The sequence below is a fragment of the Klebsiella sp. CN_Kp091 genome (assembly GCF_040065095.1).
GTDB classification, from domain to species: Bacteria; Pseudomonadota; Gammaproteobacteria; order Enterobacterales; family Enterobacteriaceae; genus Klebsiella; species Klebsiella aerogenes.
The window spans coordinates 1-23695 of the sequence record NZ_JBEAIO010000005.1; the positions used below are offsets into that span (position 1 = coordinate 1).

Genomic DNA, 23695 nt, shown 5'->3' on the forward strand with positions numbered 1-23695 from the left:
ACGTTGAGCTAACCGATACTAATGAACCGTGAGGCTTAACCTTACAACGCCGAAGCTGTTTTGGCGGATTTGAGATGATTTTCAGCTTAGATTCAGAGTTGAGTACGCAATAATTTGCGCAGCAGCAAGGCGGCAAGCGAAGGAAAGGAAGGAGCATACAAAAGTATGTGACTGAGTTGACGAGCGCAGGCAACGCCGCTGATGCGATAAAGAATTGCGTACTGAGCACAAAGAATTTGCCTGGCGGCGATAGCGCGGTGGTCCCACCTGACCCCATGCCGAACTCAGAAGTGAAACGCCGTAGCGCCGATGGTAGTGTGGGGTCTCCCCATGTGAGAGTAGGGAACTGCCAGGCATCAAATTTGCAGTAAAACCGGGGCATTAAACCGGTAGATGTAGAAAAAATTCGGTGGAGCGGTAGTTCAGTCGGTTAGAATACCTGCCTGTCACGCAGGGGGTCGCGGGTTCGAGTCCCGTCCGTTCCGCCACTTATTTGAAGCCCTGAGCATCTGCTCAGGGCTTTTTTGTTTTCTCCATTCTAATTATTGCTAAATCAGCAAAAATCCTCTGCATTTATCGATCTTTTTCCCAGCCCGACCTTCAACCATAATGGCCTCAGTTAAGCGAAATGAATAATTAACGAGGAACATCTATCATGGCAATCCCTGCATTTGGTCTTGGTACTTTCCGTCTGCAAGACGACGTAGTCATCAACTCTGTAAAAATGGCGCTGGAGCTGGGCTATCGTACTATCGATACCGCACAGATCTATGAAAACGAAGCCGCTGTTGGTCAGGCTATCGCGGAAAGCGGCGTGCCGCGTGATGAACTGTTCATCACCACCAAAATCTGGATCGAAAACCTGAGTAAAGACAAGCTGATCGCCAGCCTGAAAGAGAGTCTTCAGAAGCTGCGTACCGATTATGTTGATCTGACGCTGATTCACTGGCCGTCGCCGAACGATGCGGTTGCTGTTGAAGAGTTTATGGCTGCGCTGATGGAAGCGAAGAAACTGGGTCTGACCCGTCAGATCGGTATCTCTAACTTCACTATTCCACTGATGGAGCGTGCGATTGCCGCCGTTGGCGCTGAAAATATCGCGACCAACCAGGTTGAACTGTCTCCGTACCTGCAGAACCGTAAAGTGGTGGATTGGGCGCGTGAACACGGTATCCACATCACCTCTTATATGACTCTGGCCTACGGTAAAGCGCTGAAAGATGAAGTGATTGCCCGTATCGCGGCGAAACATAATGCGACCCCGGCACAGGTAATCCTGGCGTGGGCGATGGGCGAAGGCTATGCGGTTATTCCATCTTCCACCAAGCGTGAAAACCTGGCGAGCAACCTGAAAGCGCTGGATCTGAAGCTGGATGATGAAGATCGTAAAGCGATTGCCGCGCTGGATTGCAACGACCGACTGGTAAGCCCGGAAGGTCTGGCGCCGAAGTGGGATTAATCCACTGATTCCGGCAGACGGTTGATGCCGCTGCCGGATGATAGTTTTTTACAGCTCCTTCGGGAGCTGTTTGACATGCTCACTCAGAAAGTCAATAAATGCCCTGATACGCGTGCTGACGGCTCTATCACTGTAGTACACCGCACTGAAAGGCATCTCCACCGGCAAGCGCTTGTCGGCAAGTAGCTCCACAAACTCCCCGCTGGCAATCTCTTTATCCACCATATAATCCGATAGACAGGCAATACCATTGCCGCCAAGACAGAGCTGTTTTAGCGTTTCGCCACTGTTAGAGGTAATTTCGCAACCCACTTCCAGTAATTGTCCATCGTTGGCGGCAATAGGCCAGGTATTCAACGAGACGGGTTCGGTGAATCCCAGACAGAGATGATCCGCAAGATCTTCCGCATTTACCGGCGTGCCGTAGCGGGTGATATAATCAGGCGAAGCGATGATCTTACGGTAACTATTGAATAGCGGACGGGCGCGCAGGCTGGAATCTGTGAGGGTACCCGCGCGGATCGCAACGTCGACTTTGCGTTCGATAAGATTAATGAAGGTTTCCGAGGAGACCAGCGAGAGCGTCATTTCCGGATAACGTTCACGAAACGGTTTTACCAGCGGCATTAAAAAATGCAGCATCACCGGCGTGGCGGCATCAACGCGGAGCAATCCGCGAGGGGTGGTACGCGTCTCCAGAAGCTCATTTTCGGCAGCCGCCATTTCCTGCAACACCACCTGCATGCGGCGGAAATAACGCTCGCCTTCTTCTGTCAGGCTCAGCTGGCGCGTGGTCCGGTTTAACAAACTAACGCCTAGCTTTGATTCCAGCTTTTTGACTGCCCGGCTGACGGCAGAGTTTGCCTGTCCGAGCTGCTCGGCCGCCCGGCTAAAACTGCCGCTTTCCACTACGGCGACGAAGATAGCGATCTCTTCTGACGTGGCTCTCATTGTTGCACCTATAGCAAAATTCTATTGAGATTTTGATGGTTTTTGTTATTTAAACATCCCTTCATACTACGTGTCATCTTAATCCTGATGCTACGGAGTAAATTATGCCACTGGCGCTACTTGCATTAACCATCGGTGCCTTTGCTATTGGCACTACCGAATTTGTGATCGTCGGTCTGGTACCGACCATTGCCGAACAACTGGCTATTTCGCTGCCGTCTGCGGGCCTGCTGGTTTCCATCTACGCGCTAGGCGTGGCGGTTGGCGCGCCGGTGCTGACCGCGTTAACCGGGCGCATGCCGCGTAAGCAACTCCTGCTGGCGTTAATGGTGCTTTTTACCGCCGGTAACCTGCTAGCGTGGCAGGCTCCGGGTTATGGCACTTTGATTGTGGCCCGCCTGCTGACCGGCCTGGCGCACGGCGTATTCTTTTCTATCGGCTCGACGATTGCCACCAGCCTGGTGCCAAAAGAGAAAGCCGCCTCGGCCATTGCTATCATGTTCGGTGGCCTGACGGTCGCGCTGGTAACCGGGGTGCCGTTCGGGACATTCATCGGTCAGCATTTTGGCTGGCGTGAAACGTTCCTCGCGGTATCGATTCTGGGCGTCATTGCGCTTATCAGCAGCCTGATCCTGGTACCAAATAATATTCCGGGCCGCGCCGGAGCTAGCCTGCGCGATCAGATGAAAGTTTTGACTCATCCGCGCCTGTTGATGATCTACGCGATTACCGCGCTGGGCTATGGCGGCGTGTTTACCGCATTTACTTTCCTCGCGCCGATGATGCAGGACCTGGCTGGCTTTAGCCCGTCTGCGGTCAGTTGGATCCTGCTGGGTTACGGTATCTCTGTCGCTATCGGTAACGTGTGGGGCGGTAAGCTCGCTGATAAACATGGCGCTGTCGCCGCGTTGAAATTTATCTTCGCTGCATTGGTGGTACTGTTGCTGGTCTTCCAGTTCACGGCTAATCTGCACTACGCCTCTCTGGCAACGGTACTGGTGATGGGGATTTTCGCCTTCGGCAACGTTCCGGGTCTGCAGGTCTATGTGGTACAAAAGGCTGAACAGTACACGCCGGGCGCCGTTGATGTTGCTTCTGGTTTGAACATCGCTGCCTTCAATATTGGTATTGCCCTCGGTTCGGTCATTGGTGGACAGACGGTCGAGCTGTACGGTCTGGCGCAGACGCCGTGGATTGGCGCGCTGATTGTGCTGGTGGCTTTGCTACTGGTCGTACTGAGCGGTCGTTTAGATAAATCTCCACGCCGTTCGGCAGCCGTTTCTCTCGAAGGATAAGGCTTTCTCGCAAATTGCATTGAAAGTGTATGGGAAAATCCCTATAACAGAAGAACCAGCCGCAGTCGGGCTGGTTTCCTGTTATCGAGGTTCAATGCCCAAATTGCGAAAGAATACCTATGCCATGCGCTATGTCGCCGGACAACCTGCGGAGAGAATCTTGCCTCCGGGGGCGTTTGCGGGCGTCAGTCCGGTTTATCCCGCCGGCGCGCCATTAAGCAGCGATGAGAAAATTCGCGTGCTGGTGTGGAATATCTTCAAGCAGCAGCGTGCTGAATGGCAGTCGGTACTCAAAAATTTCGGCAAAGACGCGCATCTGGTCCTGTTGCAGGAGGCGCAAACCACCCCTGAGCTGGTCCGGTTCGCGACTTCAAACTATCTGGCCGCCGATCAGGTGCCGGCGCTGGTATTGCCGCAGCATCCTTCCGGCGTGATGACGCTGGCCTCCGCTCACCCCATCTATTGCTGTCCCTTGCGCGAGCGCGAACCTATTTTACGTTTGCCTAAATCGGCGTTAGTGACCGTTTATCCGCTGCCCGATGCACGGCTGTTAATGGTGGTGAATATCCATGCGGTTAATTTTAGTCTTGGCGTCGATGTCTATAGTAAACAGCTGCTGCCAATTGGCGATCAGATTGCCCATCACAGCGGGCCGGTAATCATGGCTGGTGATTTCAACGCCTGGAGCCGCCCGCGGATGAATGCGTTGTACCGCTTTGCGCGTGAGATGTCGTTACGCGAGGTTCGTTTCTCTGACGATCAGCGCCGCCGCGCGTTTGGTCGCCCGCTCGATTTTGTGTTCTACCGTGGATTAAGCGTGCACGATGCTTCCGTGCTGGTGACCCGCGCCTCCGATCACAACCCGCTACTAGTCGAATTCAGTCCCGGCAAGCCTGATTAATTAAGGTATGTCAGGCCTGCCATCGGGCAGGTCTGCGTTCAGCACGATGCTGCCCTTTATTACTCAAACCACCGAAGGACAACACAATGACAACACGCTCTCATCATGACAACGTCGAAAAGCAGTTCGGCTCACAGGCAAGCGCCTATCTGACCAGCGCCGTGCACGCCTCCGGGCGCGATCTGCAGCGTCTGGCGGAACGGCTGGCGGATTTCCCGCAGGCAACGTTGCTGGATATGGGATGCGGGGCAGGGCACGCCAGCTTTACCGCTGCCGGCCAGGTAGCGCAGGTTACCGCGTATGATTTATCGAGCCAGATGCTGGAGGTTGTCGCTCAGGCGGCAAAAGACAAAGGCTTTACCAACATCGTCACTCAGCAGGGGTATGCTGAAACGCTGCCGTTCGCCGACGCCAGTTTTGATGTGGTGATTAGCCGCTACTCCGCTCACCATTGGCATGATGTCGGCCAGGCGCTGCGTGAGGTGAAACGCGTGCTGAAGCCGGGTGGGGTGATGATCATCATGGACGTGATGTCTCCGGGGCATCCGGTGCGTGATGTCTGGCTGCAAACCGTAGAAGCGCTGCGCGACACTTCGCACGTGCGTAACTACTCCAGCGGCGAGTGGCTGGCGCTGGCCAATGACGCAGGCCTGGCGATCAATCATTTATTGACCGACCGTCTGCCGCTGGAGTTTAGCTCGTGGGTCGCGCGGATGCGCACGCCCGAGGCGCTGGCGGAGGCGATTCGCTTATATCAGCAGAGCGCATCGGCAGAGGTTAAAGCCTACTTCGAATTACAGCAGGATGGATCGTTTACCAGCGATACCATCATGTTTGAAGCGCATAAAGCAGTGTAACGCTGGCAATAAAAAAGGCACCGGTGAAGCGGTGCCTTTCTCATTATCCTGGAATCAGGATTCAGGTCTGTCGTTGTTTTTCACAAACAACGTCAGCTGATCCCCTGGCTTCAGGTTATCGGTATCGCTGTTCCAGCGCATAACGTCGCGGATATTGACGCCGTGGCGTTTTGCGATGCTCGACAGCGAGTCGCCCTTACGAACACGATAGGTGATGCTATCGCTGTTGTTCGCCAGACGTTGCGCACTGCTGCCTGCGCCGACAACCAGATTTTGCCCGACTTTAAGCCCAGAACCGCGCAGGTTGTTCCACTGCTGCAGATCCCTGGTGGTAACGCCGAGACGCGAAGCAATTCCGGAAATTGTGTCGCCAGAACGTACTTTATAGCTACGGCTGGTCAGCGGCGTATTGTCAGCAAGCTGCGTCGGCTGTACGGCGGCAATGTCGCCAGAGGCCAGAGATTCACGCAGTTGTGCTGCGTGCTTCTGAGGCACCATGACGTACTTTGGCCCGCTAGCGCCAAGCGTGGACCCCTTTACGCCGGCGTTGAAGGTTTTCAGCTTGCTAACCGGCATTCCTGCCATGTCCGCGAGCTGAGAAATCTCAACCGGGCTATCGAGGCGAACGCGCGCCAACGCCCGGCTTTCATCAGCCGTGGGCAGCTTCACGCCGTAACGCTTGCTGTTTTTGAGAATATCGCTCAAAGCCAGCATTTTTGGCACGTAGACCTTGGTTTCATGCGGCAGCGAGAGCGACCAGAAATCGGTGGGTTTACCACGCGAACGGTTCGCCTTCACGGCCTTCATTACCCGGCCTTCGCCGCTGTTATATGCCGCGACGGTCAGTAACCAGTCGCCGTCGAACATTTTGTTCAGACGTTGCATCATGTCCAGCGCCGCGGTAGTAGACGCGACGACATCACGACGCGCATCGTAACTGCGGGTCTGTTTTAAACCATAATTGCGCCCTGTGCTCGGAATGATCTGCCAAATGCCTGCGGCATTGGCGCCAGACGTTGCGTGTGGGTCAAAAGCGCTCTCCACTATGGGTAGTAATACCAGTTCCATTGGCATGTTACGTTTCTTAACTTGCCCGGCTATCCAGTACATATACGGTTCAGCCCGTAAAGTTACATCGTGGAGATAGCTCTTATTACGTAAGTACTTCTGTTTCTGTTCGCGAATCCGGGGGTTTTCCGGAATTCCCATCTTTAGCTCGTCGCTTATGGAAGTCCACAGATCCTGGTCTTGCGCGTAGAGGGTTCCATCATCTAACCATCGCGCCTGACTTGTGAACTTGCCTGCTTCCCCTTGACCAGCTGCAGAAAGGCTCTGTGCTCGCTGCTCTACGGTGCCGTCGTGCTTCGACGCCTGGCACCCTACCAGCAGGACAGAGGCGAGTAATATCGCTCGTGCCTTCATGTGTGTGTCAATAGTTGCTTAAAAGACGAGCAAGGATAACGGTGAAGGCCGAGGATGACAAGCGTTAAATCTCAGAAGTCATCTTTCTTTGACCTTAACCATGCAAATCTCTGCGCTGAGTGTTGCAAATTTGTTTCTTTGGATATTTCTTTAATTAAATCATTGTCATCCGTACGTAAAAATAAATTTATACGGCGTTCATTTTTCAGAGTAACGGGTAGTGTCTTTTGGTTTTTTGCGCGTAACTCATTAACTTTATGGTAGTAATCCTTTATATCCATATCATCTGGCAGGATACTCAATGCAAACTTCATGTTTGCTAAAGTGTACTCATGTGCGCAACAAATTAGTGTGTCAGCGGGAAGGGTGTTTATTTTCATAAATGATTGATACATTTGGTCTGCTGTACCTTCGAACAATCTGCCACAGCCTCCGGAAAACATTGTATCGCCACAAAATAGATAAGGTTCGCTGTAGAAACAGATATGTCCTAATGTGTGACCGGGAGTGGAGAAAATAGAAAATTCGTGACCCAAAAGAGTAATGCTATCGCCATCAGATACAATATCCGTGCTTCCCTTATCCTGGGTTTCTGCCGGCCCGTAAACCACAAGTTGCGGGAACTTTTGCCGCAGTTCTTTCACGCCGCCAACATGATCGTGGTGATGGTGGGTTAACAAAATCGCTTCTGGCTGCCAGCCGTTTTCTTCAATGGCCGCGAGTACCGGCGCGGCTTCGCCCGGGTCGACTATCACACAACGACGGTTATCGTCGCTAAGAACCCAGATGTAGTTGTCCTGAAATGCAGGAATACTGATAAGATTCATAAATTACCTCTCAAAGCGTTGCGGAAGGTTGCGATGAAGCCGGCAAGGATACCTCATACAATTACAGCTCCAGAGCATTGGTCCAGTATGCCTTGGGGTGAATACTATCGCGAGTCGCTGGAACGGCATATGAAACCGTGGCTGGCTAAATTATATGGCTTTCATCTACTTAAGATTGGCAATCTGAGCGCGGAAATCAATACCGAAGCCTGTGCGATCTCCCATCAGGTGAACGTTTCGCTGGGGGGAAGTCCTATCCAGGTCAAAGCCGACCCGCTGTATCTTCCTTTCGCCGCCAAATCTGTGGATGCCTGTTTACTGGCGCATACTTTGCCATGGTGCAGCGATCCGCACCGGCTGTTGCGCGAAGCTGACCGCGTGCTGATTGACGATGGCTGGATGATTTTGACCGCCTTTAATCCGATGAGCCTCGTCGGATTGCGCAAAGTGACGCCGATCCTGCGAAAAACTATCCCCTATAACAGCCGGATGTTTACCATGACGCGACAGCTTGACTGGCTGGCGCTGCTCAATTTTGAGGTGCTGCACTACGGTCGCTATCAGGTGCTGCCCTGGTCGAAGCTGGGGGGAAAAATGTTAAGTACACATCTGCCGGCTTTGGGGTGTTTGCAGATGATCGTCGCGCGGAAAAGAACCATTCCGCTGACGCTAAATCCGATGAAGTCCGGGAAGGCGAAGACGCAGCTGCGCCCGGCCGTTGGCGCCACCAGGCAGTGGCGCGACGGGGGAAATTAGCTTTCCGGCTGATAGCCGACGTCGTCCAGCGTGGGGTTAGACGCCGCAGCGCGCGCGAGTTCGTCACAGCGTTCGTTTTCCGGGTGCCCGGCATGGCCTTTGACCCATTCCCACTTAATTTGATGCTGGCCGAGAGCGGCATCAAGACGTTTCCACAGATCGACATTTTTAACCGGCTTTTTGTCCGCGGTTTTCCAGCCGCGTTTTTTCCAGTTATGGATCCACTGGGTTATCCCCTGGCGGACGTACTGGCTATCGGTGCTTAGCACCACTTCGCAATGCTCTTTAAGCGCTTCGAGAGCGACGATGGCAGCCATTAGTTCCATGCGGTTGTTAGTCGTCAGGCGGTAGCCCGCGCTGTAGGTTTTTTCATGCTGGCGATAGCGCATAATAGCGCCGTAGCCGCCAGGCCCTGGATTCCCCAGGCAAGAACCATCGGTGAAAATTTCTACCTGTTTGAGCATCTCTGGTAGACTTCCTGTAATTGAAATCGATATATAAACGACAAGTCTGACATAAATGACCGCTATGAGCACTGCAATTACACGACAGATTGTTCTCGATACCGAAACCACCGGTATGAACCAGATCGGCGCCCATTATGAAGGGCATAAGATCATCGAGATCGGCGCCGTAGAGGTGATCAACCGTCGCCTCACCGGTAATAACTTCCATGTTTACCTGAAGCCCGACCGGCTGGTGGACCCTGAAGCCTTCGGCGTTCACGGTATTGCCGATGAATTCCTCATGGATAAGCCGACATTTGCCGACGTTGCCGATGAGTTCATGGAGTATATCCGCGGCGCGGAGCTGGTCATCCATAACGCATCGTTCGATATCGGCTTTATGGATTATGAATTCAAAAAGCTGAACCGCGGCATTGAGAAAACGGAGACCTTTTGTAAGGTCACCGATAGCCTGGCGCTGGCACGTAAGATGTTCCCCGGCAAGCGTAACAGCCTCGATGCGCTCTGTTCACGTTATGAAATAGACAACAGCAAGCGTACGCTGCACGGGGCGTTGCTCGATGCCCAGATACTGGCCGACGTCTATCTGATGATGACCGGCGGGCAGACCAGCATGGCGTTTTCGATGGAAGGGGAAGGCCAACAGCAGGCCGGCGATATTGGAATACAGCGCGTTGTCCGCGCCGCCAGTAAATTACGCGTGGTTTATGCCTCTGACAGCGAGCTGGCGGACCATGAATCGCGTCTCGATCTGGTGCAGAAGAAGGGCGGAAGCTGCCTGTGGCGCGCCTGATTGCCGACAATATGCGCTAAAAATAGGCGGGCGGGCTAATTTTGCAGCAAACGATTCAAAAGTGAAGAAAAAGCGTTGACGACGATGTAGGGAAACCGTAATATTCGCCTCGTTCCCAACGGAACAACAACGCGGAGCGGTAGTTCAGTCGGTTAGAATACCTGCCTGTCACGCAGGGGGTCGCGGGTTCGAGTCCCGTCCGTTCCGCCACTATTCAGAAGGCCTGAATCAGCAATGATTCAGGCCTTCGTCGTTTGGGGGAATTATCATTTAATCCGCCCCTAACGCCTCCTCAACACACTGCATAAATACCCGCATTGCCGGGCTGACCACTTTACCGGCGTGATGGGCGCATATCGCGTTAATAGTGAGTGGAATATCGCTGAACGGGAGTTCAACCAGCGTTCCGCACTTAAGCTCTTCCTCAACGGCGAAACGCGGCAGATAGCTGACGCCAAGATTGCTCGCCACGCACTGCTTAATACTTTCGATACTCCAGAGCTCAATGGTATTTTCCAGGGTAATGGCGCGCTGGCGCAGCGTGCTTTCAAAAATCTGCCGAAATACGCACTGTGGCTCATTGATAACAAAGCTCAGCGGAATATGTTGCCCGTAGCAGGTAAAATCGACCGCCGGATGCTGCGGCGAGGCGACCAGCGTCAGCGACTGCACTCCAAAGCTTTTCATGGTTAACGCGTCATCGTTGCCAACCCGATAAAACACGCCTAAATCGGCGCTATCGTTGAGTAGCGCATCGCGGATGACATAACAGTTGAGCGACTGCAGCGATAAGCGTACCTGCGGCGCCCGTTGTTTAAAGCGCTGTAGCACCTGCGGCATTTTATAGGCCAGCAGGGTTTCCCCACAGGCAACGCGCAGCTCGCCAGCCGGTTCGCCATCCTCGCGAGCCGCCTCACGAATGGTTTCCATCACCCTCGCCAGTTCATGAACGTGCGGCAATACCTTTTTACCGGATTCGGTCAGACACATGCGGCGGCCAATTTTTTCAAACAGCTGAACGGCAAGCTCTTGCTCAAGCTGTTGAATATGAAAGGTCACCGTGGATTGCGTACAGCATAGCTTTTGTGCCGCGCGTAAAAACGAGCCTTCTTCCACTACCGTCTTGAGAGTAATAAAACGCCGCAGATCCATTTCGCCACCAACTATCGAAAATATCGAATTCAGAATCAAAAAACATTCATTTTTTTAAATGAATGGCATCGGGTACTGTCTGCCAAAACGAAGGAGAAGACAAGTGACCCCAGCTTTGATTAGTGCTTTTTTGACTTATACCCTGATAACAGCGCTGACTCCCGGCCCCAATAATATTCTTGCCCTCAGCAGCGTCACCTCCCATGGCTTACGCCGCAGTCTGCGGGTGCTGGCGGGGATGAGCATTGGTTTTATTATCACTATGCTGATTTGCGCGGCTTTAACCTTTTCGCTGGTGGAACTCGACTCGCGATTTACCCGGATATTGGGATGGATTGGCGCGGCGTATATCCTGTGGCTGGCCTGGCAGATAGCCAAAAGCAAACCGGGGGCAGGCGCGCTGAGTACAGAGCCGGTGGGTTTCTGGACGAGCCTGGGCCTGCAGTTCGTCAACGTAAAAATTATTCTGTATGGCATCACCGCGCTCTCTACCTTTGTCCTGCCCGTTACCCGCGAGCCGGTTTGGCTCATCGGCGTGAGTCTGCTGCTGGCGGCGATTGGTGCGCTGGGAAATCTGTGCTGGGCGCTGGCGGGGCATCTGTTTCAGCGCCTGTTTTTGTTGTACGGGCGGCAACTGAACTGGGTGTTGGCAGCGTTATTGGTCTACTGCGCTTTGCGGATCGTGGTGGAATAAAAAGGGAGCGCAGCGGCTCCTGAAAAGTGTTTAGCCGATCGTGAAAGGATCGGCATCCTGCCAGGCCGGAAATTTCTCGCGATACTCCTGCAGCGCGGCCAACGACAGATCGGCATCGAGCCGCGTCGCCTGATGCGGTTCGGCGGTGGCGATAATCTCTCCCTGCGGGCTAATGATACGGCTATCGCCCCGATAGTGATGGCCGTTTCCATCGGTGCCGACGCGGTTGCAGCCGGCGACGTAGGCCTGGTTTTCAATTGCTCTGGCGACCAGCAGCGATTGCCAGTGCAGCGAACGCGGGGCAGGCCAGTTAGCAACATAAAGCGCCAGGTCGTAATCGTTGTGGTTACGCGACCATACCGGGAAGCGCAGGTCATAGCACACCAGCGGCAGAATCCGCCAGCCGCGCCATTCAAAGACCACTCGTTCAGTACCTGCCTCATAATGGTGGTGCTCATCCGCCATGCGGAACAGGTGACGCTTATCGTAAAAGTGCGTTTTACCGCCGGGCTCTACCAGCAGAAAACGGTTCACCGGGCCACGTTCGGTCTGCAAGGCCGCGCTACCGGCAATCAGCGCGTTGGTCTGCTCCGCTTTCGCCAGCATCCACTCAACGACCTCTCCTTGCGGCATCGATTGTTTCGCCGCTTCCATGGCAAATCCGGTAGTAAACATCTCAGGCAGCACAATAATGTCGCGCCCGCTCACTTCTTCCAGCTGACGATCGAAATGGCGCAGGTTGGCGGGACCATCCATCCACACCAGCGGTTGCTGCAACAGCGTAATTTTCAAGCCAGGCACAGTGGTGAACTCCATTATGAAGAGGGCATTAAGCTAATTTTAATACCATATCAGCAGCCGGAGGCGGCATGGAATATTTTGTTAAAAAAATGCTATCTACGGCGAGTAACGGCAAAAGAAAAGGCGGGGAAATTCCCCCGCCTTTGTCGTGATGTGCAGTATTGCTTTTATTATGCCGCTTCAATCTTGCGGATTTTTTCCGGCAGCTTTACCGGTTTGGTCGCCAGTTCATCCGCCGCGAAATCATCAACGTTAATACTGCGCAGACGGCTGGTTTCTGCACGGGTCAGGATTGCGGCTTCCTCCTGATTAATTAACCCTTTGGCCAGCGCATTAGTGGCCAGCTCATCCAGGCGAGTGAACGGCAGATTTTTACCCAGCTCTTTGCAGATGCGCTGGTGGATTGGATCCGCCGCCATCACATCCAGCAGCGCCTCTTCCAGCAGGCCAACCGGGTTATGTTCGCTTGGCGTCAGGTACTGACCGCGACCGATACGAGAGCGGGTCGCGCTCGGAACCTGCAGGATTTTCGCCACTTTATGATCCAGCTTATCGGACGGCGCATCGTAGTGACGGCCGGTCGGGAAGATGGCGAGACGTAGCGCGCCTGCGACAAAGCGATTCGGGAAGTTCTTCAGCAGGTCATCGATAGCCTGCTCCGCCTGATACAGCGCATCCTGCACGCCCCAATGGACCAGCGGCAGATCCGCTTCATTACGGCCTTCATCGTCATAACGTTTCAGCACCGCCGATGCCAGATAAAGCTGGCTCAGCACGTCGCCGAGACGCGCGGAGATACGTTCGCGACGCTTCAGGCTGCCGCCCAGCACCGCCATTGATACATCCGACAGCAGGGCCAGGTTGGCGCTCAGGCGGTTCATGTGCTGATAGTAGCGGCGCGTGGTGTCACGGGTCGGCGCGCTGCTGGTGCGGCCGCGAGTCAGGCCCAGCCAGAAGCTGCGTACTTTGTTGCTACCAACGTGGCCGATATGTTTAAACAGCAGCTTGTCGAAGGCGTTAACGTCATTGTTCTGCGCGGCGGCCATCTCATCCAGTACATACGGATGGCAGCGAATCGCCCCTTGACCAAAGATCATCATGCTGCGGGTGAGGATATTCGCCCCTTCAACGGTAATGGCGATCGGCGCGCCCTGATAAGCGCGGGCAAGGAAGTTGCCTTCGCCCAGCATGATGCCTTTACCGCCGGTAATATCCATAGCGTCAATGATTGAACACTGGCCACGGTGTGTACAATGATATTTAACGATTGCCGACAGCACCGCCGGTTTCTCGCCAAGCATAATCCCGTAGGTAATCAGCGAAGCGGCGGCGTCCATTACGTAGGCGTTACCTGCGATACGCGCCAGCGGCTCTTCGATTCCTTCCATTTTACCAATCGAGATTTTGAACTGACGGCGAATGTGGGCGTAGGCGCCGGTCGCCATGGCGACGGATTTCAGGCCGCCGGTGGCGTTGGACGGCAGAGTAATGCCGCGACCCACGGACAGGCACTCAACCAGCATACGCCAGCCCTGGCCGGCCATGCTCGGGCCGCCGATGATGTAATCGATCGGTACGAAAATATCTTTACCGCGAGTAGGGCCGTTCTGGAACGGCACGTTCAGCGGGAAGTGACGACGGCCAATTTCCACGCCCGGCGTTGAGGTAGGGATCAACGCGCAGGTGATACCTAGCTCTTCCTCGCCGCCCAGCAGACGGTCCGGGTCTGAGAGTTTGAAAGCCAGGCCCAGCACGGTGGCGATCGGCGCGAGGGTGATATAGCGTTTGTTCCAGGTCAGGCGCATACCCAGCACCTGCTGACCCTGCCAGTCGCCCATACAGACTACGCCGGTATCCGGGATCGCGCCGGCGTCGGAGCCCGCTTCCGGGCTGGTCAACGCGAAGCATGGGATCTCCTGACCACGCGCCAGGCGCGGCAGGTAGTGATTTTTCTGCTCTTCGGTACCGTAATGTTGCAGCAGTTCGCCCGGCCCTAAGGAGTTAGGCACGCCGACGGTGATCGCCAGGATCCCGGAAACGCCGGACAGCTTTTGCAGTACGCGAGACTGGGCATAGGCGGAAAACTCCAGCCCGCCGTACTCTTTCTTAATGATCATCGCAAAGAAGCGATGCTCTTTCAGGTACGCCCACAGCTCCGGCGGCAGATCCGCCATCTCATGGGTAATTTCGAAGTCGTTCGCCATGCGGCAGGCTTCTTCTACCGGGCCGTCGATGAAAGCCTGCTCTTCGGCGGTGAGGCGCGGCTGCGGATAGTTATGCAGCTTGTGCCAGTCCGGGTTGCCGCGGAACAGATCGCCTTCCCACCAGGTGGTGCCTGCATCGATGGCTTCTTTTTCCGTACGCGACATCGGCGGCATTACTTTACGGAAAGCGCGGAACGCCGGGGCGGAGAAAAGGGATTTACGCATCGGCGCAAAGTTGAACGGCAGCAGGATAATCGCCAGCGGCAGCAGCAGCCAGATATTCCACAGCCCCGCCACGCTGAGCGCCGCGGTCCAGGCGAGCAAAATCACGCTGCTGAGAAGCAGGCTGACTCGGTGATAGAAGAGCACGCCGAGTAACACTACGGTTGCAACAATACTCAAAATCATCATAGAGAAATGCTCCCTTATCTTGTAGGAGGTCTGACCACTTGTGATGTATTGGTTGTAGTGGATGTAATTTGTTTTAGCAATGTGTTTACAAAATAATTACAACCTTGCTCACATTGTTGGCTGGAAAAGCGGCACGTAAAATCAAAAGGACGGGGGATAACGTCGCCTGCTGCTTCTCGCTTCGGCGGCTATCCGGTACACTGCCAGGGTTATTCCAACCAATACTGAAGGATTATCCTCATGTACCAGGATCTTATTCGTAACGAACTGAACGAAGCCGCGGAAACGCTGGCCAACTTTCTGCAGGACGAGGCCAACATTCATGCTATCCAACGCGCGGCGGTACTGCTGGCGGATAGCTTCAAAGCTGGCGGTAAAGTGCTTTCCTGCGGCAACGGCGGTTCTCATTGCGATGCGATGCATTTTGCGGAAGAGCTGACCGGGCGTTATCGCGAAAACCGCCCTGGTTATCCGGCGATCGCTATCTCTGATGTCAGCCATCTGTCCTGCGTGAGTAATGATTTTGGCTATGAATACGTCTTCTCCCGCTACGTTGAATCGGTTGGCCGCGCAGGCGATGTTCTGCTGGGGATCTCCACTTCCGGCAACTCCGGCAACGTGATCAAAGCGATTGAAGCCGCTCGTGCGCAGGGAATGAAAGTGATCACCCTGACCGGTAAAGACGGCGGCAAAATGGCGGGTTCCGCCGATGTTGAAATCCGCGTACCGCATTTCGGTTACGCCGATCGCATTCAGGAGATTCACATTAAGGTGATTCATATTCTGATTATGTTGATCGAAAAAGAGATGGTTAAAGCTTAAAAGGCTATTTTGTTAGCCATTTTGAACCCGGGCAGTGCTCAAAATCCTCACGTACATGAAGTACGCTCCGGTTTTTGCGCGCTGGCCGTGTCCAAACTGACTGCACCAATAACGCCTTTTATGTTTCAGTAAGTTGTATGAGGTGATCTATGTGCGAATTGCTCGGGATGAGCGCCAATGTGCCGACCGATATCTGTTTTAGCTTCTCCGGGCTGGTTCAGCGTGGGGGCGGCACCGGGCCGCATAAAGACGGCTGGGGCATTACCTTTTACGAAGGGAAAGGGTGTCGCACATTTAAAGATCCGCAGCCGAGCTTTCAGTCGCCGATAGCCAAACTGGTACAGGATTATCCCATCAAATCCTGTTCCGTCATTGCCCATATCCGTCAGGCTAACCGCGGCGAGGTGGCGCTGGAAAACACCCATCCGTTTACTCGCGAGCTGTGGGGGCGCCACTGGACCTACGCCCATAACGGCCAGCTCAAAGGCTATAAATCGCTGAAGACGGGGAATTTCCGCCCGGTGGGCGAGACCGACAGCGAAACGGCTTTCTGCTGGCTGCTGCACCGTTTAACCGAGCGCTATCCGCGCACGCCGGGCAATATGGTCGGCGTGTTTAAATACATCGCGACGCTGGCGGGCGAAATGCGCGAGAAGGGCGTGTTTAATATGCTGTTATCGGACGGGCGCTATGTGATGGCGTACTGTTCAACCAACCTGTACTGGATCACCCGTCGGGCGCCGTTTGGCGTGGCGAAGCTGCTGGATCAGGATGTGGAAATTGATTTTCAACGTGAGACCACACCAAACGATGTGGTCTCCGTTATCGCCACTCAGCCGCTGACCGGCAATGAGGCCTGGAATAAAATCATGCCAGGCGAGTGGGCGTTATTTTGCCTCGGGGAGCGTATAGTTTGAGGCCAGCTGCGGCTGGATAACCTCGTGGCTGAGCGGCTTGCTGACGATATAGCGGCCATCCATCACCGAAACCACCGGCGGTTTGTGGGTCTGCTGGAAGTAGTCATAGCCTGGCTTCAGCTGCTTCCAGAAATCCGAATAGTACGAGAACTTATGCCGCGCCATGTTGGCGTCGGTCATGCGGAACGGGTAGATGCTGACCTGCACGCTTGGCTGGCCAAATACCAGCGCGCCGGTGACAAACTGGAAGATCTCGTCAATGCCGGTATCGGTCATCGCGTAGCAGCCGACGGAAACGCAGGCGCCGTGGATCATCAGGTATTTACCTTCATAGCCGTGCGCGCGATCGTAGGCATTCGGGAAGCCGATATTGATCGCTTTATAAAAGCGGCTGTCTGGTTTTAGCTGACTGCGCGAGACGTTATAAAATCCTTCCGGACTTTTAAAATCGCCCTGGCGTTGCTTCGGCCCGAGGCCGCCGGAGTAGTTACAGATCCGGTAGCTATCGAGAAGCTGGTAGGTTTCGCCCATTTTGACATAGAGATCGAGCATCCGCTCTTCTTTGAAGATCTCAATATAAACGGGGGAGCCCATTAACTGCTGTTTATATTCTTTGCTAACCGGCGTTGTCGGGCTGTTACTGCTGAGTAACCCAGCAAATGACACGCACGGCAACAGAAGCATCGCAATAAAGAATGCGATTTTGCGCATACTGCTTGTTCCTTGATAAAACAAAAAACCACATGCCAGGACGGCAAGAGATACCCGAAATCAGAGTTTTCTGGATTTAGAGCGCTCACATTAGCATCACGGCAGTTTTTCGCAAGCACGGTGTGGCTGCGTTTACAATTTAATGTTCCTTTATAGCGAATATTGCCGCAAAGCGCAGTGAGAACTTTGCGCAATAGCTCGCATTTTAGAAGCACTTATTGGCGCTTTTCCTACTTCTGCCACTCACAAAATGTTACACTCCCGCCGTTTATGACCAGGGTAAGAAAGGATGCTTCTCTCCCGTCTTGTGCCCCCGTGGCACCGCTATTCCTTTCTTATTCTGATATTCCATCAATAATGCTGGCCTCGGCTTGAGCCGGGGTTTAGGTTACGGATACCTGCTAACGATATGATTAAAATCACGAAAGGGCTGGATTTGCCCATAGCTGGCATGCCATTACAGCAGATCTCGTCCCGGCCTGCGGTGAAACGCGTCGCGCTGCTCGGCGAGGAGTACGTCGGCATGCGCCCCTCGATGGCGGTGAGCGAAGGCGATCGGGTGCAGAAAGGCCAGGTGCTGTTCGAAGACAAAAAGAACGCCGGGGTACGTTTTACCGCGCCAGCCAGCGGGGTAGTTAGCGCCATTCATCGCGGCGAGCGCCGGGTGCTGCAATCGGTGGTGATTGACGTCGACGGCAGTAATGATGCGGTGTCGTTTACCCGCTACGCATTAGAAGATCTTAACGATTTAGCGCGGGAAGCGGTGCAGCAACAGCTGCTGGACTCCGGGCAGTGGACGGCGTTTCGTACCCGTCCTTTCAGCAAAATTCCCGCGCCGGGTAGCGTTCCGGCGGCTATCTTCGTCACCGCTATTGATACTAACCCGCTGGCGGCTGAACCGCAGCCGATTATCCTGGCCCAGCGTGAAGCCTTTGATGCCGGTCTGACGGTGCTGACGCACCTGACGGACGGTAAAGTCCACGTCTGTCAGGCCAGCGGCGGCAAGCTGGGCGGCCATCCCGCCGGGCAGGTGACATTCAACCAGTTTAGCGGTCCGCATCCGGCAGGGCTTGCCGGTACGCACATTCACTTCCTTGAGCCGGTCAGCCTGACCAAACAGGTCTGGCATCTCAACTATCAGGAGGTCATCGCCATCGGCAGACTGTTCCTCGACGGCGAGCTGTACAGCGAACGCGTCATTGCCCTTGGCGGCCCGCAGGTAAAACAGCCGCGATTGCTGCAAACCTGTCTCGGCTCCAGCCTCGATGAACTGCTGGCGGGCGAGCTGGTGGATGATGAAAACCGGGTAATTTCCGGTTCAGTCTTGAGCGGCACCCATGCCTGCGGCCCTCACGCTTTCCTCGGGCGCTACCATTTGCAGGTCAGCGTGGTACGAGAAGGCCGTGAAAAAGAGCTGTTTGGCTGGGTGATGCCGGGCAAAGAGAAGTTCTCGATTACCCGTACCACCCTTGGTCATTTCTTTAAGCGCAAGCGCTTTAATTTCTCCACTGATACTAACGGCGGCGAGCGGGCGATGGTGCCGATCGGCAACTATGAGCGGGTAATGCCGCTGGATATTCTGCCGACCATATTGCTGCGCGATCTGCTCGCCGGCGATAGCGATAGCGCCCAGGCGCTGGGCTGTCTGGAGCTGGATGAAGAAGATCTGGCGCTCTGCACCTACGTTTGTCCGGGCAAATATGAATACGGCCCGGCGCTGCGCAGCGTGTTAACCCAGATTGAGCAGGAAGGATAAGAGATGGGCTTAAAGCACCTGATTGAGAAACTTGAGCCGCATTTCACGCACGGCGGCAAGTTAGCAAAATATTACCCGCTGTATGAAGCGGCGGCGACAATCTTCTACACCCCGGGTTTAGTCACCCGCGGCGCCGCGCACGTACGTGACGCCATCGACCTCAAGCGGATGATGATCCTCGTCTGGTTTGCAGTGTTCCCGGCGATGTTCTGGGGCATGTACAACGTCGGCTTGCAGACAATTCCGGCGCTGCACAAGCTATACGGCGCCGAACAGCTGCAGCAGGTGATTGCCAACAACTGGCACTATAGCGTTGCCCAATGGTTAGGGGTGAGCTTCAGCGCCGATGCCGGGTGGCTCAGCATGATGACGCTGGGGGCGGTATTTTTCCTGCCTATCTACCTGACCGTATTCATCGTTGGCGGTTTTTGGGAAGTACTGTTCGCGATTGTGCGCAAACATGAGATCAACGAAGGCTTTTTCGTTACCTCGATTCTCTTCGCGCTGATTGTGCCGCCCACGATGCCGCTATGGCAGGCGGCGCTGGGGATCTCCTTCGGCGTGGTGATTGCCAAAGAGATTTTCGGCGGCACCGGGCGTAATTTCCTCAACCCGGCGCTGGCGGGGCGCGCGTTTCTGTTCTTTGCCTACCCGGCGCAGATTTCCGGCGACCTGGTATGGACGGCGGCGGACGGTTTCTCCGGCGCGACGCCGCTCTCTCAGTGGGCTAGCGGCGGCGGTGAAGCGCTGGTTAACGTCGCCACCGGCATCCCGGTGAGCTGGATGGACGCCTTCCTCGGCAACATTCCCGGCTCGATTGGCGAAGTGTCGACGCTGATGATCCTCATCGGCGGCGCGTTCATTATCTTTGCCCGTATCGCTTCCTGGCGCATCGTCGCCGGGGTGATGGTCGGCATGATCGCCACCGCCACGCTGTTTAACTTTATCGGTTCCGATACCAACCCCATGTTCTCGATGCCGTGGTACTGGCATCTGGTGCTCGGCGGTTTCGCCTTCGGCATGATGTTTATGGCGACTGACCCGGTATCGGCTTCCTTTACCGATAAAGGTAAATGGAGCTACGGCCTGCTGATTGGCGTGATGTGCGTGCTGATTCGCGTCGTCAACCCGGCCTATCCGGAAGGGATGATGCTGGCGATTCTGTTCGCCAACCTGTTTGCGCCGCTGTTCGATTACCTGGTGGTGCAGGCCAATATCAAGCGGAGGAAGTCGCGTGGCTGAGAAGAAAAGTAACGATAGCATCGGCAAAACGCTGCTGGTGGTGCTGGTGCTTTGTCTGGTGTGCTCCATTGTGGTCGCCGGTTCCGCCGTGGGCCTCAAGTCGCGTCAGCAGGAACAACGCGCGCTGGATAAACAGCGCAATATCCTGGCCGTCGCCGGCCTGATGCAGCAGGGGATGGATGCTGACGCGGTGGCGGAAACCTTCGCCGCGCGCATTACCCCGCGGCTGGTCAATCTGGCGACCGGCGAACTGCTGGATAAAGACCCGGGTAAATTTAATCAGGCCCAGGCGCTGAAAGATCCGCAGCAGAGCATCGCGCTCGACGCCAGCCAGGATCCGGCCGGGATTAAACGCCGCAGCAACCTGGCGGAAATTTACCTGGTGCGTGACGCGCAGCAGCAGATTCAGGAAGTTGTGCTGCCTATCTATGGCAATGGCCTGTGGTCGATGATGTACGCCTTCGTGGCGCTGGACGTCGATGGGCGCACGGTGAAAGGCATTACTTACTACGATCAGGGCGAAACGCCGGGGCTGGGCGGCGAGGTGGAAAATCCGAACTGGCGTCAGCAGTTTGTCGGTAAGCAGGTGCTGGATGACAACGGCATGCCGTCTCTGAAGGTGGTAAAAGGCGGCGCGCGCGCAGGCGATCTCCACGCGGTTGACGGTTTATCCGGCGCCACGCTGACATCAAACGGCGTGCAGCATAGCTTTGATTTCTGGATGGGCGAACTGGGCTTTGGTCCGTTCCTGAAAAAGGTTCGTGAGGGAGAGCTGAATAATGGCTGAACAGAGCGATATGAAAGAGGTGAAGCGCGTGCTGGTGGGGCCGCTTATCGCCAATAACCCCATCGCCCTGCAGGTGCTCGGCGTCTGCTCCGCGCTGGCGGTGACTACCAAACTGGAAACCGCCTTCGTGATGACCATTGCGGTGACGCTGGTGACGGCGTTTTCCAGCATGTTTATCTCTATGATTCGCCACCATATTCCCAATAGCGTGCGCATCATCGTGCAGATGGCGATCATCGCCTCGTTGGTTATCGTGGTGGATCAGCTGCTGCGGGCTTTCGCCTATGAGACCTCTAAGCAGCTGTCGGTGTTCGTCGGGCTTATCATCACGAACTGTATCGTGATGGGGCGTGCCGAAGCTTATGCCATGAAATCGCCGCCGCTGGCCAGCTTTATGGATGGTATCGGTAACGGTCTCGGTTACGGCGCGATCCTGATTATCGTCGGCTTCCTGCGCGAGCTTATCGGCAGCGGCAAGCTGTTCGGTATCACCGTACTGGAAACGGTGCAGAACGGCGGCTGGTATCAGCCGAACGGCCTGTTCCTGCTGGCGCCGAGCGCGTTCTTCATTATCGGTTTGCTGATTTGGGCCCTGCGTAGCTGGAAGCCTGAACAGCAGGAAAAGGAGTAACCGATCATGGCTCATTACATTAGCCTGTTTGTCCGCGCGGTGTTTGTTGAGAACATGGCGCTGGCGTTCTTCCTCGGGATGTGTACCTTCCTCGCGGTGTCGAAAAAGGTTTCCACCGCGTTTGGCCTCGGCGTTGCGGTCACGGTGGTGCTGGGTCTTGCCGTACCGATCAACAATCTGGTCTATAACCTGGTGCTGCGCGACGGCGCATTGATGGAAGGCGTAGACCTCAGCTTCCTTAACTTCATCACCTTTATCGGGGTAATTGCGGCGCTGGTGCAAATACTTGAGATGATCCTCGATAAGTACTTCCCGGCACTCTATAACGCGTTAGGGATCTTCCTGCCGCTTATCGCCGTTAACTGCGCTATTTTCGGCGGCGTGTCGTTTATGGTGCAGCGCGATTACAACTTCCCGGAATCTATTGTCTACGGCTTTGGTTCCGGCATTGGCTGGATGCTGGCGATTGTCGCGATGGCGGGGATCCGCGAAAAAATGAAGTACGCCAACGTGCCCGCTGGTCTGCGCGGGTTAGGGATCACCTTTATCACCACCGGACTGATGGCGCTCGGCTTTATGTCATTCTCCGGTGTGCAGCTATAAGGGCGGAAAAGTATGGAAATTATTCTTGGCGTGGTGATGTTCACGCTGATCGTGCTGGTCCTGTCGGGGCTTATCCTGGTGGCGCGCTCGAAGCTGGTGAACGCGGGCGACGTGGTTATTGAAATCAATAACGAAGCGGATAAACAGATCCGCACCCCGGCGGGTGACAAACTGCTGAACACGCTCTCCAGCAACGGTATCTTCGTCTCTTCCGCCTGCGGCGGCGGCGGCTCCTGCGGCCAGTGCCGGGTGACCATCAAAGAAGGCGGCGGCGATATTCTGCCGACCGAGCTTTCGCATATCACCAAACGCGAAGCCAAAGAAGGGTGCCGCCTGGCCTGCCAGGTGGCGGTGAAGCAGAATATGAAAATTGAGCTGCCGGAAGAGATTTTCGGCGTGAAAAAATGGGAGTGCGAGGTTATCTCTAACGATAACAAAGCGACCTTCATTAAAGAGCTCAAATTACGGGTGCCGGATGGTGAAGCGGTGCCGTTCCGCGCCGGCGGTTATATTCAGATCGAATGCCCGTCGCATAAAGTGGCCTATGCCGACTTTGATATTCCCGATGAATATCGCTCAGACTGGGACAAATTCAACCTGTTCCGCTATGTCTCTGAGGTGAAAGAGCCGACCCTGCGCGCCTACTCGATGGCTAACTACCCGGAAGAGGAGGGCATCATTATGCTCAACGTGCGTATCGCCACGCCGCCGCCGAAGGTACCGGATGCGCCGCCGGGGATTATGTCGTCCTATATCTGGTCGCTGAAGCCTGGCGATAAGGTGACGATTTCCGGGCCGTTTGGCGAGTTCTTTGCCAAAGAGACCGACGCCGAGATGGTGTTTATCGGCGGTGGCGCGGGAATGGCGCCGATGCGTTCGCACATCTTTGACCAGCTTAAGCGCCTGCACAGCAAGCGTAAAATCAGCTTCTGGTACGGGGCGCGTTCGCTGCGTGAAATGTTCTATGACGATGAGTTTGAACAGCTGGCGCGCGAAAACCCCAATTTTACCTTCCACGTCGCGCTCTCCGATCCGCTGCCGGAAGATAACTGGACCGGGCATACGGGCTTTATCCATAATGTTCTGTATGAAAACTATCTGCGCGACCACCCGGCGCCGGAAGATTGCGAGTTCTATATGTGCGGGCCGCCGGTGATGAACGCCGCGGTGATTAAAATGCTCAAAGACCTGGGCGTTGAAGATGAGAACATCATGCTCGACGACTTTGGAGGCTGA

At 55.0% G+C, this 23695-nt stretch carries 23 protein-coding genes, 2 tRNA genes and 1 rRNA gene; 18 read left to right on the forward strand and 8 right to left on the reverse strand.

Going from position 1 to position 23695, the window contains the following annotated elements:
• Window positions 1-239: 239 nt before the first annotated feature.
• From rrf to dkgB, 3 genes are all read left to right on the forward strand, one after another.
• Window positions 240-355, forward strand: a 5S ribosomal RNA gene (rrf, locus tag ABLV17_RS04535).
• Window positions 356-411: 56 nt separating this feature from the next.
• Window positions 412-488, forward strand: a tRNA-Asp gene (locus tag ABLV17_RS04540).
• 167 nt (window positions 489-655) lie between these two features.
• A complete protein-coding gene (dkgB, locus tag ABLV17_RS04545; protein WP_049061038.1) occupies window positions 656-1459 on the forward strand; it encodes a 2,5-didehydrogluconate reductase DkgB in 804 nt (267 codons plus the stop codon).
• Between the two features lie 48 nt (window positions 1460-1507).
• Here the strand turns inward: dkgB and yafC are convergent, their stop codons facing one another.
• The gene (gene yafC, locus ABLV17_RS04550) at window positions 1508-2410 is read right to left on the reverse strand and encodes a DNA-binding transcriptional regulator YafC (RefSeq protein WP_123273271.1); all 903 of its coding nucleotides are present in this window, start codon (window positions 2408-2410) and stop codon (window positions 1508-1510) included.
• Window positions 2411-2514: 104 nt separating this feature from the next.
• Between yafC and ABLV17_RS04555 the strand changes: the two genes are divergently transcribed.
• The 3 genes from ABLV17_RS04555 (at window position 2515) to ABLV17_RS04565 (ending at window position 5463) form a co-directional block, all read left to right on the forward strand.
• The gene (locus ABLV17_RS04555) at window positions 2515-3705 is read left to right on the forward strand and encodes an MFS transporter (protein ID WP_348854095.1); all 1191 of its coding nucleotides are present in this window, start codon (window positions 2515-2517) and stop codon (window positions 3703-3705) included.
• 103 nt (window positions 3706-3808) lie between these two features.
• Window positions 3809-4606, forward strand: a complete 798-nt coding sequence (locus tag ABLV17_RS04560; RefSeq protein WP_015704463.1) for an endonuclease/exonuclease/phosphatase family protein — start codon at window positions 3809-3811, stop codon at window positions 4604-4606.
• 86 nt (window positions 4607-4692) lie between these two features.
• The gene (locus tag ABLV17_RS04565) at window positions 4693-5463 is read left to right on the forward strand and encodes a class I SAM-dependent methyltransferase (protein WP_047067942.1); all 771 of its coding nucleotides are present in this window, start codon (window positions 4693-4695) and stop codon (window positions 5461-5463) included.
• Window positions 5464-5517: 54 nt separating this feature from the next.
• Here ABLV17_RS04565 and mltD read toward each other — a convergent pair whose 3' ends face one another.
• On the reverse strand, window positions 5518-6885 hold the full coding sequence (mltD, locus tag ABLV17_RS04570; RefSeq protein ID WP_087859100.1) for a murein transglycosylase D: 1368 nt from the start codon (window positions 6883-6885) through the stop codon (window positions 5518-5520).
• A gap of 71 nt (window positions 6886-6956) precedes the next feature.
• Window positions 6957-7712 carry a hydroxyacylglutathione hydrolase gene (gloB, locus tag ABLV17_RS04575; protein WP_308958714.1) on the reverse strand — a complete coding sequence of 252 codons (756 nt, stop codon included), beginning with the start codon at window positions 7710-7712 and terminating at the stop codon, window positions 6957-6959.
• A gap of 33 nt (window positions 7713-7745) precedes the next feature.
• Between gloB and ABLV17_RS04580 the strand changes: the two genes are divergently transcribed.
• Complete coding sequence (locus ABLV17_RS04580) at window positions 7746-8468, forward strand: class I SAM-dependent methyltransferase (protein ID WP_045397913.1); 723 nt, start codon at window positions 7746-7748, stop codon at window positions 8466-8468.
• Here the strand turns inward: ABLV17_RS04580 and rnhA are convergent.
• Complete coding sequence (gene rnhA, locus ABLV17_RS04585; protein ID WP_015368126.1) at window positions 8465-8932, reverse strand: ribonuclease HI; 468 nt, start codon at window positions 8930-8932, stop codon at window positions 8465-8467. The two genes, ABLV17_RS04580 and rnhA, sit on opposite strands and share 4 nt — an antisense overlap.
• 64 nt (window positions 8933-8996) lie before the next feature.
• On the opposite strand from rnhA, the gene dnaQ reads away from it, so the two are divergent.
• Together dnaQ and ABLV17_RS04595 are read left to right on the forward strand one after the other, a co-directional pair.
• Entirely contained in the window at window positions 8997-9728 is a 732-nt protein-coding gene (gene dnaQ, locus ABLV17_RS04590; protein WP_015368125.1) for a DNA polymerase III subunit epsilon, read from the forward strand.
• Window positions 9729-9861: 133 nt separating this feature from the next.
• A tRNA-Asp gene (locus tag ABLV17_RS04595) sits at window positions 9862-9938 on the forward strand.
• Between the two features lie 60 nt (window positions 9939-9998).
• Here ABLV17_RS04595 and ABLV17_RS04600 read toward each other — a convergent pair.
• On the reverse strand, window positions 9999-10880 hold the full coding sequence (locus tag ABLV17_RS04600) for a LysR family transcriptional regulator (RefSeq protein WP_271031960.1): 882 nt from the start codon (window positions 10878-10880) through the stop codon (window positions 9999-10001).
• A gap of 103 nt (window positions 10881-10983) precedes the next feature.
• On the opposite strand from ABLV17_RS04600, the gene eamB reads away from it, so the two are divergent.
• Window positions 10984-11574, forward strand: a complete 591-nt coding sequence (gene eamB, locus ABLV17_RS04605) for a cysteine/O-acetylserine transporter (RefSeq protein WP_271031961.1) — start codon at window positions 10984-10986, stop codon at window positions 11572-11574.
• 30 nt (window positions 11575-11604) lie between these two features.
• Here eamB and ABLV17_RS04610 read toward each other — a convergent pair whose 3' ends face one another.
• Together ABLV17_RS04610 and fadE are read right to left on the reverse strand one after the other, a co-directional pair.
• Window positions 11605-12375, reverse strand: coding sequence for an amidohydrolase (locus ABLV17_RS04610; protein ID WP_045391172.1), 771 nt, complete (start codon window positions 12373-12375; stop codon window positions 11605-11607).
• 170 nt (window positions 12376-12545) lie between these two features.
• Window positions 12546-14990: an acyl-CoA dehydrogenase FadE gene (fadE, locus tag ABLV17_RS04615; protein ID WP_308958713.1), complete on the reverse strand. Its 2445-nt coding sequence runs from the start codon at window positions 14988-14990 to the stop codon at window positions 12546-12548.
• A gap of 240 nt (window positions 14991-15230) precedes the next feature.
• Here fadE and lpcA point away from each other — a divergent pair, with 240 nt between their 5' ends.
• Both lpcA and ABLV17_RS04625 read left to right on the forward strand, forming a co-directional pair.
• Entirely contained in the window at window positions 15231-15812 is a 582-nt protein-coding gene (gene lpcA, locus ABLV17_RS04620; RefSeq protein WP_004099149.1) for a D-sedoheptulose 7-phosphate isomerase, read from the forward strand.
• A gap of 149 nt (window positions 15813-15961) precedes the next feature.
• Complete coding sequence (locus ABLV17_RS04625) at window positions 15962-16729, forward strand: class II glutamine amidotransferase (protein WP_015368120.1); 768 nt, start codon at window positions 15962-15964, stop codon at window positions 16727-16729.
• Here ABLV17_RS04625 and dpaA read toward each other — a convergent pair.
• Complete coding sequence (gene dpaA / locus ABLV17_RS04630; RefSeq protein ID WP_113374924.1) at window positions 16700-17440, reverse strand: peptidoglycan meso-diaminopimelic acid protein amidase; 741 nt, start codon at window positions 17438-17440, stop codon at window positions 16700-16702. The two genes, ABLV17_RS04625 and dpaA, sit on opposite strands and share 30 nt — an antisense overlap.
• 409 nt (window positions 17441-17849) lie before the next feature.
• Between dpaA and ABLV17_RS04635 the strand changes: the two genes are divergently transcribed.
• The 6 genes from ABLV17_RS04635 to nqrF are packed head-to-tail and all read left to right on the forward strand — an operon-like array spanning window position 17850 to window position 23695.
• Window positions 17850-19196, forward strand: a complete 1347-nt coding sequence (locus tag ABLV17_RS04635) for a Na(+)-translocating NADH-quinone reductase subunit A (RefSeq protein WP_308958712.1) — start codon at window positions 17850-17852, stop codon at window positions 19194-19196.
• A gap of 3 nt (window positions 19197-19199) precedes the next feature.
• Window positions 19200-20438 (forward strand): NADH:ubiquinone reductase (Na(+)-transporting) subunit B, encoded by a 1239-nt coding sequence (locus ABLV17_RS04640; RefSeq protein ID WP_015704471.1) that lies wholly within the window; start codon window positions 19200-19202, stop codon window positions 20436-20438.
• Complete coding sequence (locus ABLV17_RS04645; protein ID WP_015704472.1) at window positions 20431-21225, forward strand: Na(+)-translocating NADH-quinone reductase subunit C; 795 nt, start codon at window positions 20431-20433, stop codon at window positions 21223-21225. Before ABLV17_RS04640 ends, ABLV17_RS04645 begins: the two co-directional genes overlap by 8 nt.
• Window positions 21218-21856 (forward strand): NADH:ubiquinone reductase (Na(+)-transporting) subunit D, encoded by a 639-nt coding sequence (locus ABLV17_RS04650; RefSeq protein WP_002889716.1) that lies wholly within the window; start codon window positions 21218-21220, stop codon window positions 21854-21856. Before ABLV17_RS04645 ends, ABLV17_RS04650 begins: the two co-directional genes overlap by 8 nt.
• Before the next feature lie 6 nt (window positions 21857-21862).
• Window positions 21863-22459 carry an NADH:ubiquinone reductase (Na(+)-transporting) subunit E gene (nqrE, locus tag ABLV17_RS04655; protein WP_015368115.1) on the forward strand — a complete coding sequence of 199 codons (597 nt, stop codon included), beginning with the start codon at window positions 21863-21865 and terminating at the stop codon, window positions 22457-22459.
• A gap of 12 nt (window positions 22460-22471) precedes the next feature.
• Complete coding sequence (gene nqrF, locus ABLV17_RS04660) at window positions 22472-23695, forward strand: NADH:ubiquinone reductase (Na(+)-transporting) subunit F (RefSeq protein WP_087859105.1); 1224 nt, start codon at window positions 22472-22474, stop codon at window positions 23693-23695.

Bases quoted from the DNA above. Each gene is read 5' to 3' on its own strand.
- dkgB (WP_049061038.1), top strand. From the start codon at position 656: ATGGCAATCCCTGCATTTGGTCTTGGTACTTTCCGTCTGCAAGACGAC.
- yafC (WP_123273271.1), bottom strand. From the start codon at position 2,410: ATGAGAGCCACGTCAGAAGAGATCGCTATCTTCGTCGCCGTAGTGGAA.
- ABLV17_RS04555 (WP_348854095.1), top strand. From the start codon at position 2,515: ATGCCACTGGCGCTACTTGCATTAACCATCGGTGCCTTTGCTATTGGC.
- ABLV17_RS04565 (WP_047067942.1), top strand. From the start codon at position 4,693: ATGACAACACGCTCTCATCATGACAACGTCGAAAAGCAGTTCGGCTCA.
- mltD (WP_087859100.1), bottom strand. From the start codon at position 6,885: ATGAAGGCACGAGCGATATTACTCGCCTCTGTCCTGCTGGTAGGGTGC.
- gloB (WP_308958714.1), bottom strand. From the start codon at position 7,712: ATGAATCTTATCAGTATTCCTGCATTTCAGGACAACTACATCTGGGTT.
- ABLV17_RS04580 (WP_045397913.1), top strand. From the start codon at position 7,746: ATGAAGCCGGCAAGGATACCTCATACAATTACAGCTCCAGAGCATTGG.
- rnhA (WP_015368126.1), bottom strand. From the start codon at position 8,932: ATGCTCAAACAGGTAGAAATTTTCACCGATGGTTCTTGCCTGGGGAAT.
- dnaQ (WP_015368125.1), top strand. From the start codon at position 8,997: ATGAGCACTGCAATTACACGACAGATTGTTCTCGATACCGAAACCACC.
- ABLV17_RS04600 (WP_271031960.1), bottom strand. From the start codon at position 10,880: ATGGATCTGCGGCGTTTTATTACTCTCAAGACGGTAGTGGAAGAAGGC.
- fadE (WP_308958713.1), bottom strand. From the start codon at position 14,990: ATGATGATTTTGAGTATTGTTGCAACCGTAGTGTTACTCGGCGTGCTC.
- lpcA (WP_004099149.1), top strand. From the start codon at position 15,231: ATGTACCAGGATCTTATTCGTAACGAACTGAACGAAGCCGCGGAAACG.
- ABLV17_RS04625 (WP_015368120.1), top strand. From the start codon at position 15,962: ATGTGCGAATTGCTCGGGATGAGCGCCAATGTGCCGACCGATATCTGT.
- dpaA (WP_113374924.1), bottom strand. From the start codon at position 17,440: ATGCGCAAAATCGCATTCTTTATTGCGATGCTTCTGTTGCCGTGCGTG.
- ABLV17_RS04635 (WP_308958712.1), top strand. From the start codon at position 17,850: ATGATTAAAATCACGAAAGGGCTGGATTTGCCCATAGCTGGCATGCCA.
- ABLV17_RS04640 (WP_015704471.1), top strand. From the start codon at position 19,200: ATGGGCTTAAAGCACCTGATTGAGAAACTTGAGCCGCATTTCACGCAC.
- ABLV17_RS04650 (WP_002889716.1), top strand. From the start codon at position 21,218: ATGGCTGAACAGAGCGATATGAAAGAGGTGAAGCGCGTGCTGGTGGGG.
- nqrE (WP_015368115.1), top strand. From the start codon at position 21,863: ATGGCTCATTACATTAGCCTGTTTGTCCGCGCGGTGTTTGTTGAGAAC.
- nqrF (WP_087859105.1), top strand. From the start codon at position 22,472: ATGGAAATTATTCTTGGCGTGGTGATGTTCACGCTGATCGTGCTGGTC.